The sequence below is a fragment of the Paraconexibacter sp. genome (assembly GCF_041602235.1).
Taxonomy (GTDB): Bacteria; Actinomycetota; Thermoleophilia; order Solirubrobacterales; family Solirubrobacteraceae; genus Paraconexibacter.
In genome coordinates this window covers 1-12446 of sequence record NZ_JBFIGP010000095.1, presented here as the reverse complement: position 1 = coordinate 12446, position 12446 = coordinate 1, and the positions used below count along the sequence as shown (strand labels likewise).

Below are 12446 nucleotides of genomic sequence, written 5' to 3'. Positions count from 1 at the left end.
CGGACGGGCGACGGCCACCGGCCGCGTGGGGATCGACGGATCGACGGCGGTCGACACCGCGTCGGCCTCCGCGGATGGCGTCGCGGTTCCGTCCCCGGTCGCCACGTCGCCGCCGCTCGTGGACGCGGTGGCCTCGGCGGGCGGAGCAGCGCCCTGCTGCGGGGCGGGGGCGGTGTCGGTCCCCGCGGCGCGGGCAGCGTCCTCCTCGGGGGCCGGGGCCGGGGTCTCCGACGGCTCCGGGACCTCGGCCGGCGCCGGCTCGGGGACGACGGGCTCCTCGGCCGGGGCGGGCGGGGCCTCGGGCTCCGCCGGGGCGGGCGGCGCGACCGGCTCGTCGGGAACGACCGGCGTCGGCTGCTCCGCCGGGGGCTGAACCGGCTCGGGCGGCTGGGGCACCTCGGCGGCGGGGGCGCCGGCGTCCGGCACCTCGGCCTCCGGGGTGGACGGCGTGGGCGTGCTCTCCTCGGCGCTCATGGCAGCACCGAGGATGCCAGCCTCGCGCGCGAGGCGTCGTGCCGCCGGATCCCGCGCGCCCGCGGCAGCCGCCGCCATCCGGTCCCGCGCGCGGAGCGGGCGTCCTCCCGCGGGCGTGCGCCGGATCAGTCCCGGGCCACGGGCGCCGCGGGGCTCCCGCCCACGAAGGCTCCCGGGGGCACGTCCTTCGTGACGACCGATCCGGGCCGCACGACGGCGCCCGCGCCGATCGTCACCCCCGGGTTCACGATGACCCCGGTCCCGAGCGTGACGCCGTCCTCGATGCGCACGGGTCGCGGCGTGGCCATCGGCTGTCGGGTGACCGGCGTGCCGGGGTCCCGGTAGTCGTGGTAGGTGTCCGCGATCAGGACCCGATCGCCACCCAGGACGTCGGCCCCGATCGTGACCTCGCCGAGGCACGCGATCGTCAGGTCACGGCCGAACCGCGTGCGATCCCCGATGACCAGACGCGGGTCGAACCGCTGCGCCTCGGCCAGCTCGCCCTGGGTGACCTGCACCGAACGCTCCTCCGTGAGCGCGAACCAGGTGTGGTCGCCCAGATGGACATCGGCGCCGATGAACACGCGCTCGGGCTGCGTGACCGCTCTCGGCCAGCCGATCGTCGACCCCGGCCCGAACCCGCCGAACGGGGGGATGTTGCGCCTGCGGCGGCGACGCAGCAGCCACGGGACGTCGCGATCTCGAGCCGCCCAGTCGATGACCGGACGGGTCCCGGTTGCGTGATCTGCGTGCATCGTCGAAGGATCTTTGCGGCGTACGCCCAAACGCGGAGCGCGGGACGCATAGTATGGGAGCGACCGAGAGATCCCCGAGGAGATACGTCGTGAGCACGGAGACCCAGCAGGACGGAACGTCGGGCGTAGCGCCCGGCAAGAACACGCTGAGCATCACCGACAACCGGACCGGCAAGACCTACGAGGTCGACGTCACCGACGACACGGTGCGCGCCATCGATCTACGCCAGATCAAGGTCAACGAGGACGACTTCGGCCTCATGACCTACGACCCGGCGTTCATGAACACCGCCTCGTGTCGCAGCTCGATCACCTACATCGACGGTGACCGCGGCATCCTCGAGTACCGCGGCTACCCGATCGAGCAGCTGGCCGAGAAGTCCACCTACCTCGAGGTCGCGTACCTCCTGATCCACGGCGAGCTGCCCAACCAGAAGCAGCTCGACGAGTGGATTCACGAGATCACGATCCACACCTTCGTGCACGAGAACCTCAAGCAGTTCTGCGAAGGGTTCCGCTACGACGCGCACCCCATGGGGATGCTCCTGGCGACGACGGGCGCCCTCTCCACCTTCTACCCCGACGCCAGCAAGATCGACGACCCGGAGATCCGCTACAGCCACGTCATCCGGCTGATCGCCAAGATGCCGACGCTGGCGGCGTTCGCCTACCGCCACGCCCGCGGCATGCCGTACGTCTACCCCGACAACGAGCTCAACTACCCGGGCAACTTCCTCGGGATGCTGTTCAAGATGACCGAGCTCAAGTACGAGCCCGACCCGCGGATCGAGCGCGCGCTCGACATCCTCTTCATCCTCCACGCCGACCACGAGCAGAACTGCTCGACGAGCGCCGTGCGTGCCGTCGGCTCCTCGCAGGTCGACCCGTACTCGGCGGTCGCCGCCGGCGTCGCGGCCCTCTACGGCCCGCTCCACGGCGGGGCCAACGAGGCGGTGCTCCGGATGCTGCGTCGCATCGGCACCCTCGAGAACGTCCCGGACTTCGTCCAGGGCGTGAAGAACGGTGAGGAGCGCCTGATGGGCTTCGGCCACCGCGTCTACAAGAACTACGACCCGCGGGCCAAGATCATCAAGAAGGCCTGCGAGGACGTCTTCGAGGTCACGGGGACCAATCCGCTGCTCGACATCGCCGTCGAGCTGGAGAAGATCGCGCTGGAGGACGAGTACTTCGTCTCCCGCAAGCTCTACCCCAACGTCGACTTCTACTCGGGCCTGATCTACGAGGCGCTGGGCATGCCCGTCGACATGTTCCCCGTGCTGTTCGCCATCCCGCGCACGAGCGGCTGGATCGCCCAGTGGCTGGAGATGACGCAGGACAAGGAGCAGAAGATCGCGCGCCCCCGCCAGATCTACACCGGCGGTCGCACCCTCGACTACGTGCCGATCGGCGACCGCGGCTGAGGCTCGCGTCGTGTCGACGCTCGACACGGCGGCCCGCTTCCGGGCGCTCGCCGACAGCAGTGCGCCCGTCCCGATCGACGAGGCGCACGCGCTGTTCGACGCGCTGGAGGCGGTCGGATGCGACGAGATGCTCGGGGACTGGGACGGCGGTCTCGTGCCCACCGGGCATCCCGGGGAGCAGCAGCTCGGGGCGCTGGGATGGGTCGGCAAGTCCTTCCGCGGCCGCGACGACGTGGATCCGATCGTCTGCCTCGACGCCGGCGGCGCCCGCCAGGCGAACCCGGTGCTCGGCGCGGCCTCGCTGCGCGCGGTGGAGCACCGCGGCGTCGTGACGGCGACGATGGTCTACGACAAGCACCCGGTGTTCGACCACTTCCGTCGGGTCGACGAGCACACCGTGCTCGGGCTGATGGACCGCAAGGGCGACGCCCCGCTGTTCTTCTGGCTGCGCCGCCGCGGCTGAGCGGCACCCCGCACGCGAGCACGTACATACGTTCGATCGTGACGCGCACGTCACTCGGTGATCGCACGCACACACGTTCGCCTCGATCGGCGTACCCTCGGGTAGGTGTTCGCGCAACTTCTTGGCTACCGGTTCTCCGCCCTCCGCGATGGCCGTCGCCTGCTCGTCCGCCCCATCGGGCCCGACGACAAGGCACTCCTGGCCTGGGGCGTCTCGCAGCTGTCGCGCGAGTCGTCCTACCTGCGGTTCTTCGCCAGCCGCTCGAAGCTGTCGGCGGGTGAGCTGCGCTACCTGACCGAGGTCGACCACGTCGACCACGAGGCCCTCGTCGCCGTCCTCGCCGACCAGCCGGACGTCCTCGTCGGCGTGGTGCGCTTCGTGCGCCAGACGGACGACCCCGAGGCGGCGGAGGTCGCGATGACGATCGCCGACTCCTACCAGGGGCAGGGCGTCGGACGTCACCTGCTCGAGCTCGCCATGGACGCCGCACGCGACCGAGGCGTCAGGCGCTTCGTGGCGATCATGCTCGCCGAGAACCACGGGGCCCAGCGGCTGTTCGGCTCGGCGGGCGACGTCGTCGAGGTCCGGCGCGACGGATCGGAGATCCGGCTCGTGTTCGACATCGGGGCAGCGCGGCGCCATCCCCGCGCAGAGGTTCCGTCCCTGCTCGCCGCCGCGTAGCCGCCCGGTGCGACAGTCGCGGTCATGCGCTCACGCCACCGCGCGCGGCCGCTGTCACACCTCGGCGACCTGTCACGCCTTCGCGTCATCCGACCGGTCCACGCGCCGACGCGGGTAGCCTGCGCACGATGGACGCGCATCTGAAGCTGCTCGCCGAGGCGGGCCTGGCCGTCGGCGCCGCCGAGGAAGCCGTCGAGGAGTCGGCCTACGGGGCGGCCCGGGACCTGCTGGACGTCGCCGAGGCGCATCTCGCGACCCTGCGCGCGGCGTGGCCCGAGATGAGTACCGCCGAACGCGGCATCGTCGGCAAGGCGGCGAAGCCCGTCGCGGAGCGCGTCGCCGAAGCCGCCCGGCGGATCCCGAAGCGCACCGCGCTCTCGGAGGGGGCACCCGAGGTGGACCCCGACGAGGACGTCGAGCCGGGGGCGGCCCCGGTGGTGACCGACCACCGCACCGACGACGGCACTCCGCCCGCGTGAGCTTCACCGTCCTGGTACGGGTGACGGGGCGGGTCGAGAAGCACCCGTGCGACACCCTCGTCGAGGCCCTCGATCGCCTGGAGTCCGAACTGCGGGCGTGCGCGACGACCTCCCGCTCGGCACCGGTGCGCGTCCTCGGCCGCGAGTACGAACCGGTCAGCCAGGTCGTCGCCCGCGGCGAGCTCCGTGGCAAGGGCCGGCTCCACGCCGGTGTCGACGTCCGGGGCGACGGGTCGACGGAGGCCTGGACCGGCCGGCTCCGCAAGCACCTCGTCGCCCCGCAGGGTCGCGAGGACGCCTTCCAGGCCCTGCGCCGCACGCTGCTCGCGCGCTGAGGGGCTCGGGGCTCGGCGGCCGCGCCGGCGGGCCTACAGGTGCAGTCCGGCGCCGTTCCTCCGCAGCCAGCGCTGCGGCTCGCGGTAGGTGGGCAGGTGGTGCTCGACCAGCGCCCAGAAGCGCGGGGAGTGGTCCATGACGACGAGGTGGCAGGCCTCGTGCCAGACCACGTAGTCGAGGACCTCCTGCGGGCCGAGGAGGAGCCGCCAGTTGAAGGACAACGCTCCGGCCGCTGTGCAGGAGCCCCACCGGGTGCGCTGGTCACGGATCGTGAGGCGGGTCACGGTGCGGCCGAGCGCGGCCGCCGCGGCGTCGGCCCGCGGGCCGAACTCGGCGCGTGCCGCTCGCCGGTACCACCGCTCGAGCGCAGCCCGAAGGACATCGCCCTCGGGGCCCGGCGCGGCGGACGGGGATCCGGACGCCGGGACGAGCAGGACATCGCCGCGGCGGTGGACGCGCGTCCGGCCGGGCTCCTCGCGGAGCACGAGGTCGGCCCCGAGATAGGGCACGGTGCCCGGCGGGCGCTCGAAGCGGGCCCGCAGCGCGGCGTGCTCGGCCAGGCGTCGCTCGATCCAGGGCCGCAGCTCGACGACGGCGCCCGCCGCGTCCGCCTCGGCGGCCCGCGGCGGCAGCACGACCTCGACACCCGCCTGCGGGTCCACGACCACCCGGATGTGACGGGCTCGGTTCGAGCGGCGGACGGTGTAGGCGATGTCTGGGCGAGCGGCCATGGGTCGACCGCGCAGGGTACGGTGCGGGCATGACGGGCCCTCGCTCGATCGTCCGCCTCCCGCCCGGCGTGCAGCCGCCGTTCCGCGTGTACATCAGCGGCGTGCCGCAACGCGAGGGTGTCGACTACGTGGTGGAGGAGCGGGTGCTGGTGTTCCCGGGACGCGAGCTCCGCAAGGACAAGGTGAGCGGCTGGCGCTGGTTCCTCGGCGCCTGGGGCGTGGGCACCTACCGGCAGAACGACTCGGTGGACGTGCAGTACGAGCGGGCCGGGCGGCCCCTCGTCGCCGAAGGGCTCGAGATCGAGGTCGAAGGCTCGGCGGACTAGACACCGGGTTCCGGTGCAGTAGGCTCGCGCGATGCCTGCAACAGCATCGTCCAGGACCCTCGTCGCCGTCGGTACGGCGTGCGTCGCGATCGCGGCCTCCGTCCTGCCCGCCGAGGCGTCGAAGCCCGCGACGAAGACCTGCTCCTCGAAGGGGCTGTACTACTCCTCCAGCGACGGGTCGGCGACGTACTCGGTGAAGGTGACCAAGCTTCGCAGTCGCGGATCCACGTGCAAGACGGCGCGCAAGGTGGCCGGGGACGTGGCGAGGCGCGATCTCAAGAACGGAAGCGTCCCCTCCCGGAGCATGGGCTTCACCATCCGCGCCGTCAGGCCCTGCGCTGGATGCCCGCCCGTCACGGACGTGGTCGCGACGCAGAAGGGCAAGCGGGTGACCTTCACCCTCATCGGCGGCGCCTGAGCGCCGCCCGGGCTGCCCGCGACGTCAGACGGCGGCGCGCTCGGGGGCGACCGCGAGTCCGGTCGCCCGTTCCCACGGACGCCAGAGCTTCAGCGCGCTGAGGATCGCCCGCGTCGCGGGGGAGCGGTTCAGCGTGTAGAAGTGGATGCCGGGAGCTCCGCCGGCGAGCAGGTCGGCGCACTGCAGCGTCGCGTACGCCACGCCGAGCTCGGCCACCGCCTCGGTGTCGCCACGGCGGGCCTCGAGGGCCTGTTCGAGACCGGCGGGCAGCGCCGATCCCGACAGCTCGGTCATCCGCTTGATCCCGTCGATGTTCGTGATCGGCATCACCCCGGGGATGATCGGCACCTGGATGCCGATCTCACGGGCGCGCTCGACGAACTCGAAGTAGAAGCGGTTCTCGAAGAACAACTGGGTGACGAGGAACGACGCCCCGGCGTCGACCTTGGCCTTGAGGTGTCGCAGATCCTCCTCGGCGGACGCCGCGTCGATGTGCGTCTCGGGGAAGGCGGCGCCGGCCACCGCGAAGCCCGGGTACTCCGAGCGCAGGAGCTCGACGAGCTCGCGTGAGTACTCCAGGCCGCCGTCGGTCTTGGTCCACCGCTCCTGGCCCTGTGGCGGATCGCCGCGCAGCGCCAGGACGTTCTCGACGCCGGCGCTCCGGAGCTGGTCCAGGACGGCGCGCAGCTCGTCGGTCGTGGCGTTCACGCAGGTGAAGTGCGCCATCGCCTCGAGGCCGAAGTCCTGCTTGATGCGCGAGACGATCTCGATCGTCTTCTCGCGCGTCGTGCCGCCGGCGCCGTACGTGACGCTCACGTACGCGGGCTCCAGCGGCTGCAGCTCGCGCAGCGCCGCGTAGAGGTTCTCCTCGCCGGCCGCCGTCTTCGGCGGGAAGAACTCGAAGGAGAAGGTGGGGTCGCCACTGCGGGCGAGAAGCTCGTCGATCCGCATCCTGCGCGAACCCTAACACGATCGTGTCAAGGTTGGGAGGGATCGGCCTCGACGATCTGCCAGCGCTCCGGGCCGGGCGCCTTCGCCGCGTCGGGCTCCACCCGCTCGACGCGCCCGAGACGTTCCAGGTGGGTGAGGTAGGTGAGCGTCTCGGTCATCCGCCAGCTCGCGTTCAACGACGTGACGGGATCGCCGTAGATCCGCGGCAGCGCTTCGAACGCCGTGATCGGACCGTGCTCGGAGAGCACCAGCCCGACACGGTCCAACCGCTCCTGCACCAGCGCACGGTTGGCGTCGACATGCGCCTGGACGTCGGCGAACGTGCGGCCGTGACCCGGGAGGCACAGCCGCGCGTCGAGCCGCTCGACCACATCGAGCGACTCGAGGAACTCGCCGGCGGGATCGGGCGAGTAGCCGTACTCGAAGTAGAGCGAGACCCGCCCGAGCAGATGGTCGCCGGTGATCAGCAGCCGCCGGTCCGCCTGGAACAGGCAGACGTGCGACGGGGCGTGCCCGGGGGTCTCGTGCACGGACCACGGTCCGAGATCCGTGTCCACGACGACGCCGGGCACGAGATCGCGGTCCGGCATCACGATCTCCTCGATGCCGTAGCTGCGGCCCCGCGCCTCCTCGGCGTAGGCCCGCAACGGCGCCTCGGGCACGCCGGACTGCAGCGCGACCTCGATCCTCCGCTGCAGCGCAGCGTCGGGGTCCGACGCGGCGACCGTCATGTGCTCGTGGTTGGGATGCATCCACAGCTCGCAGCCGCTGCGGCGGACGACCGCCGCGGCCTGACCGTAGTGGTCGGAATGGGCGTGGGTGCAGACGAGCAGGCGCACGTGCTCGAGCCGGAGGTTGACCTGGGCGAGCGCGCGCTCCAGATGCGCGAGGGAACCGGGCTCGTGCATCCCCGTGTCGAATAGGACGATCCCGTCGCCGCGGGCCACCGCCCAGGCGTTGCAGTGCGGAACGCCCGGCCAGGGAAGCGGGAGCCGCAGGCGCCAGACGCCCGGAAGCACACGCTCGCCACGCCCGACCTCGCGTTTGTGGGACGGAGAGGACACGCGCCGGGAGTCTACGTCCGGGGGCCCGGACCGGACCGCCCGCCCCGGGCCACTAGGATCCGTGCGGATGCCCGCAACCCCCGCGAAGGTCGCCGATACCTCCGCTGCCGCGATCGCGCGGCCGGGCGTGCGGGGTGCCGCGCGACCCGCGACCGCGCGACCCGGGATCCCCAGGCAGCCCGCCACCACACCGACGGGGACCTGATGGGCAAACGCGCACGGCGTCGCGACAGGTCCGGTGGCAAGACGCCCGGCCCGACCTCGTTCGCGGACCTCGGCATCGATCTGGACCTGGACGTCCCCGACCCCGACGCCCTCGCCGAGGCCGCTCGCGACCTGGGTGAGCACGGTGTCCTCGTGCTCCGCACCGGCATGTCGCCGGGAACGCGCGCGGAGTACGAGGCGCTGCGCAAGGGCCAGCGCTCGACCGCCGCCTCCACCCAGGAGGACCGCTGGGCGCGCGCGGTGGAGTTCCTGTTCGAGCGTCTGGTGGTCCGGTGGGAGATCGCGGGCGTCGCGACCACCGGCGCCAAGGACCTCCTGCGTCGCTACCGCGTGACCACCCCCACCGAGCGTGCCGCGATCCGCGACGCGCTGCGCGACCATCTCGCCGAGCACCTCCCGGAGGTCCCTGCCCCATGAGCACCGCCACGACCGTCACGTCCATCCCGGAACGCCTGCTGCTGGGCTCCGGCCCGTCACCCGTACCCCAGCGCATCCTCGACGCGCTGGCGACGCCGACGATCGGCCACCTCGATCCCGCGTTCGGCGCCCTCATGGACGAGGTCGCCGCCGGACTGCGTGCGGTCTTCCGCACGAGCAACCGCGTGGCGATCCCGATCAGCGGCACGGGGAGCGGAGGCATGGACGCCATGGTCGTCAACTTCGTGCGTCCCGGCGACCGCGTCGTCTGCGGGGTCCACGGGCTGTTCGGCGAGCGCATGGCCGATGCGCTGCACCGGCAGGGCGCCGACGTCGTCCGGGTCGAGGCGCCCTGGGGCCGGGCGATCCCGACCGAGTCGCTCGTCGACGCGATCGCCGCGGGCCCGACCGCGGCCGCGTTCGTCGTGCACGGGGAGACCTCCACCGGCGTGGCCCAGCCCCTCGACGGCATCGCCGACGCGTGCCGCGAGCAGGGCGCGCTGTTCCTCGTGGACTGCGTGACCTCGCTGTCCGGCCACCCGCTCGACCTCGACGCCGCCGGCGTGGACGCCGCCTTCTCCGGCACCCAGAAGTGCCTGAACGTGCCCCCCGGACTCGCCCCGTTCACCGCCGGCGAACGGGCGCTGGAGCGGGTCGACGGCTCGTCGCGATCGTGGTACTTCGACCTGAGCCTGGTGCTGGGCTACTGGCGTGACAGCGAGAGCGGCGGCGACGGGTCGGCGGCGCCACCGCGCTCGTACCACCACACCGCGCCCATCAACATGGTCTACGCGCTGCGCGAGGGACTCGCGCTCGTCTCCGAGGAGGGGCTCGAGGCGCGCTGGGCGCGGCACGCGACCGCCCACGAGGCGCTGCGCCGCGCCCTCGCCGTGCTGGGACTCGAGCGCCTCGCGTCCGCGGACGAGGCGTTGTGCCCGCTGCTCGCGGTCCGTCCGCCGCAGGACATCGACGAGGCCGCGATCCGCGGCGCCCTGCTGCGGGACCACGGCATCGAGATCTCCGGAGGACTCGGGCCGCTGGCCGGCAAGCTCTGGCGCATCGGCGTCATGGGCGTCGGCGCCACCCCCGAGCCGCAGGAACGCCTGGTCGGCGCGCTCGCGACGCTCCTGGGCCGGGACGCGGATGCCGCGCTGCGCGAACTGGCCGACGGCTGGTCCTCGTGACCGAAGAGTCCGACACCGTCGCCCGGATCGTCGACCCCGCGGCGTTCGCCGACCTGATCGCCGGTTACTGCCTGGAGATCGAGAGCCGCCAGCAGGTGACCGTGCGGTCGACCACCCTCGCCGCGCCGCTCCTGCTCGAACTGCAGCGGGCCATCCTCGAGCGCGAGGGCTGGCCGCTGCTGCGGGTGGAGCTGCCGGGCCAGACTCGCGGCTACTACGAGCACGTCTCGGACTGGCAGTTGGACGACTACGCCCCCCTGGCCCTCGCCGAGGCGAAGGCGTGTCAGGCGACCGTCGCCATCCAGGCGCCCGAGGACGTGCGGGCGCTGAGCGACCTCGACCCCGAGAAGCTCATGCGGGCTCGCCGCGCCCGCAAGCCGATCTCGGACGCGACGATGAAGCGCCGCTGGTGCACGACGCTGTGGCCGACGCCGTCGCTCGCGCAGCAGGCTGCCATGTCGCTCGAGGAGTTCTCGACGTTCGTGCGGGGGGCGCTCTTCCTCGATCACCCCGAAGGACCGGTGGCGGCCTGGGAGCACCTGGGCCGGTTCCAGGACGAGCTCATCGGGCGCATCTCCTCCGCGAAGCAGATCCGGATCGAGGCGCCGGGCACCGATCTGACGCTCTCCGTGAAGGGGCGGCGATGGGTGAACTCCGACGGCAAGCGCAACATGCCCTCGGGCGAGGTCTTCACCGGCCCGCACGAGACCAGCGCCGAAGGACACATCCGGTTCGACGTGCCCTCCTCGCCGGCCGGCGTGGAGGTGCGCGGGGTGGAGATGGAGTTCCGCGGGGGAGAGGTCGTCGCCGCGCGGGCCGAGGTCGGCGACGACTACCTGCAACATGCGCTGGCCACCGACGCGGGCGCCCGGCGCCTGGGCGAGCTCGGGATCGGGACCAACTTCGGGATCGACCGCCCCATCGGCGTCATCCTGTTCGACGAGAAGATCGGCGGCACGGTGCACTGCGCCCTGGGTCGCAGCTACCCCGAGACCGGCGGCAAGAACCAGAGCGCGCTGCACTGGGATCTCATCTGCGATCTGCGTCGTGGTGGGCGGATCACGGCCGACGACGACGTGATCCAGCAGGACGGGCGGTTCGTCCGCTAAACGTCCAATCGCGGCGCATCCGGGTTGCGCAACCGGAGCAGGACCCCCATCATCCGTCCAGCGCCGTCCCACCGGCAGGGGTGTCTCGGACCTCGTCGTGGCGCGTTGCTCCACCACGGACCCGAGCAGTCACGGAGGCACTGCATGGCCCTGCGTCGCCCGACACCCACCCGTCCCACCCTCGAACGCTCCCGCGAGCGGCGCACCCTCGTCGCGCTCGGCGTGGCGGTGGCCGTCGCCGTCGGTGCCGCACCCGCCCACGCGGCCAGCCCGTACAACTGCGACGCCAGCGCGCTGCGCGGCGCGGTGCTCGGGCAGCCGGCGCTGGAGCCGGTCACGGCGAACCGCGGCAAGCCGGCCTGCGCCAACGACTCCGCCGGACTCGCGGACGTGCTGCCCGCGCCGCTGGCGACCTCCGCGGTGGTGGCCAAGACGCTGGTGTCGGCCGAGGGAACCCCGCGCGACCAGCAGCAGGCGCTGGCGATCGGCGGCGTGGCGGACCTGCGGGTCTCGGCACTGCCGACGCTACCGATCACGCTGCCGATCACGTCGGTGCTCGCGTCGCTGCCGACGCTGCCGTCGATCCCGGTTCCGCTGCTGCTGCAGCCCGTCCTCGGCGCCGAGCTCAGCCTCGACGTCAAACCGGCCCTGACCGCGCTGCTGCCGAACGGGGGCCTGCCCAACGTCGACCTCGTGTCCGTCCAGGCCGCCCTGGCCTATGCGGGCGCGCGATGCACGAACGGGAAGGCCGAGACCTACGGGACCTCGCAGGTGGTCGGGCTCAAGGTCCTGGGTCAGGACATCGTGCCCGGGGCCGCGGTCGATCAGAACCTGAACGTCATCGACACCGCGAGCGTCGACCCGTCCTCCCTGGACCCGCTCGCGCTCCTCCCCAGCAGCGCCCTCACGCAGATCCTCGGATCGCCGGTGCTCGAGTCCGCGCTCAACACCCTCCTGAAGCCCGCGATCCAGGCCGCGCTCGACGCCCTGCCCACGATCGTGGTGCCCGCCACCGTCGCCAACGTCAAGGTCACCGCCGGCGCCAAGACGGTGGTCGACGGCATCCTCACCCAGCAGGCGCTCCGCGTGCAGGCGAGCATCGCGGGCCAGGCCATCGCCGACGTCACCCTCGGCGAAGCTCGGGTGCGGGCGGCGAACGTCGATTGCTCGCCGCCGCCGGCCGCCGCACCACCGGCGCAGACCCAGACCGCCAGCGAGCTCGCGTTGCAGTGCACGAAGCGCCGCCTCGTCCTGCAGGACGTGGCGATCCGCGACGGCCGGGTCCGGCTGCTTGGCGCGGCCGACAAGTCCCTGACCGGCAAGACCGTGTCGATCCGGTTCCTGGGTGACGGCAAGCGCGTCGCGACGGCCAAGGTGCGCGCCGACGGCAGCTTCCGCACCACGGCGCGACT

Annotated in this window: 15 protein-coding genes and 1 pseudogene; 11 read left to right on the top strand and 5 right to left on the bottom strand. The window is 72.6% G+C overall.

Features of this window, described 5'->3' with window-relative positions; genetic code table 11:
• Together ABYE80_RS09735 and ABYE80_RS09730 are read right to left on the bottom strand one after the other, a co-directional pair.
• Window positions 1-474: pseudogene (locus ABYE80_RS09735) on the bottom strand (hypothetical protein); the annotation flags it as partial.
• Window positions 475-599: 125 nt separating this feature from the next.
• Window positions 600-1229 (bottom strand): DapH/DapD/GlmU-related protein, encoded by a 630-nt coding sequence (locus tag ABYE80_RS09730; RefSeq protein WP_372790082.1) that lies wholly within the window; start codon window positions 1227-1229, stop codon window positions 600-602.
• A gap of 152 nt (window positions 1230-1381) precedes the next feature.
• Between ABYE80_RS09730 and ABYE80_RS09725 the strand changes: the two genes are divergently transcribed.
• The 5 genes from ABYE80_RS09725 to ABYE80_RS09705 all read left to right on the top strand — a co-directional run bounded on the left by ABYE80_RS09725 (window position 1382) and on the right by ABYE80_RS09705 (window position 4608).
• Complete coding sequence (locus tag ABYE80_RS09725; protein ID WP_372790083.1) at window positions 1382-2650, top strand: citrate synthase; 1269 nt, start codon at window positions 1382-1384, stop codon at window positions 2648-2650.
• Between the two features lie 10 nt (window positions 2651-2660).
• Complete coding sequence (locus ABYE80_RS09720) at window positions 2661-3113, top strand: DUF4334 domain-containing protein (protein ID WP_372790081.1); 453 nt, start codon at window positions 2661-2663, stop codon at window positions 3111-3113.
• A gap of 105 nt (window positions 3114-3218) precedes the next feature.
• Window positions 3219-3794 carry a GNAT family N-acetyltransferase gene (locus ABYE80_RS09715; RefSeq protein WP_372790080.1) on the top strand — a complete coding sequence of 192 codons (576 nt, stop codon included), beginning with the start codon at window positions 3219-3221 and terminating at the stop codon, window positions 3792-3794.
• A gap of 128 nt (window positions 3795-3922) precedes the next feature.
• Window positions 3923-4273: a hypothetical protein gene (locus tag ABYE80_RS09710; protein WP_372790079.1), complete on the top strand. Its 351-nt coding sequence runs from the start codon at window positions 3923-3925 to the stop codon at window positions 4271-4273.
• Window positions 4270-4608 (top strand): hypothetical protein, encoded by a 339-nt coding sequence (locus ABYE80_RS09705; RefSeq protein WP_372790078.1) that lies wholly within the window; start codon window positions 4270-4272, stop codon window positions 4606-4608. Before ABYE80_RS09710 ends, ABYE80_RS09705 begins: the two co-directional genes overlap by 4 nt.
• 33 nt (window positions 4609-4641) lie before the next feature.
• On the opposite strand, the gene ABYE80_RS09700 is transcribed toward ABYE80_RS09705, so the two are convergent.
• A complete protein-coding gene (locus tag ABYE80_RS09700) occupies window positions 4642-5340 on the bottom strand; it encodes a M48 family metallopeptidase (RefSeq protein WP_372790077.1) in 699 nt (232 codons plus the stop codon).
• A 29-nt stretch (window positions 5341-5369) separates the two neighbouring features.
• Between ABYE80_RS09700 and ABYE80_RS09695 the strand changes: the two genes are divergently transcribed.
• Both ABYE80_RS09695 and ABYE80_RS09690 read left to right on the top strand, forming a co-directional pair.
• Window positions 5370-5666 (top strand): hypothetical protein, encoded by a 297-nt coding sequence (locus ABYE80_RS09695; protein ID WP_372790076.1) that lies wholly within the window; start codon window positions 5370-5372, stop codon window positions 5664-5666.
• 31 nt (window positions 5667-5697) lie between these two features.
• A complete protein-coding gene (locus ABYE80_RS09690; RefSeq protein ID WP_372790075.1) occupies window positions 5698-6084 on the top strand; it encodes a hypothetical protein in 387 nt (128 codons plus the stop codon).
• A 24-nt stretch (window positions 6085-6108) separates the two neighbouring features.
• Here the strand turns inward: ABYE80_RS09690 and metF are convergent, their stop codons facing one another.
• Complete coding sequence (gene metF / locus ABYE80_RS09685; protein WP_372790074.1) at window positions 6109-7035, bottom strand: methylenetetrahydrofolate reductase [NAD(P)H]; 927 nt, start codon at window positions 7033-7035, stop codon at window positions 6109-6111.
• 26 nt (window positions 7036-7061) lie between these two features.
• Complete coding sequence (locus tag ABYE80_RS09680; RefSeq protein WP_372790073.1) at window positions 7062-8099, bottom strand: MBL fold metallo-hydrolase; 1038 nt, start codon at window positions 8097-8099, stop codon at window positions 7062-7064.
• A gap of 204 nt (window positions 8100-8303) precedes the next feature.
• Here ABYE80_RS09680 and ABYE80_RS09675 point away from each other — a divergent pair, with 204 nt between their 5' ends.
• From ABYE80_RS09675 to ABYE80_RS09660, 4 genes are all read left to right on the top strand, one after another.
• Window positions 8304-8741: a hypothetical protein gene (locus ABYE80_RS09675; protein ID WP_372790072.1), complete on the top strand. Its 438-nt coding sequence runs from the start codon at window positions 8304-8306 to the stop codon at window positions 8739-8741.
• Complete coding sequence (locus ABYE80_RS09670) at window positions 8738-9925, top strand: alanine--glyoxylate aminotransferase family protein (protein ID WP_372790071.1); 1188 nt, start codon at window positions 8738-8740, stop codon at window positions 9923-9925. Before ABYE80_RS09675 ends, ABYE80_RS09670 begins: the two co-directional genes overlap by 4 nt.
• Window positions 9922-11034: an aminopeptidase gene (locus ABYE80_RS09665; protein ID WP_372790070.1), complete on the top strand. Its 1113-nt coding sequence runs from the start codon at window positions 9922-9924 to the stop codon at window positions 11032-11034. Before ABYE80_RS09670 ends, ABYE80_RS09665 begins: the two co-directional genes overlap by 4 nt.
• Window positions 11035-11178: 144 nt before the next feature.
• Window positions 11179-12446 (top strand): hypothetical protein (locus tag ABYE80_RS09660; RefSeq protein ID WP_372790069.1); only part of this gene is annotated, 1268 nt, incomplete at its 3' end.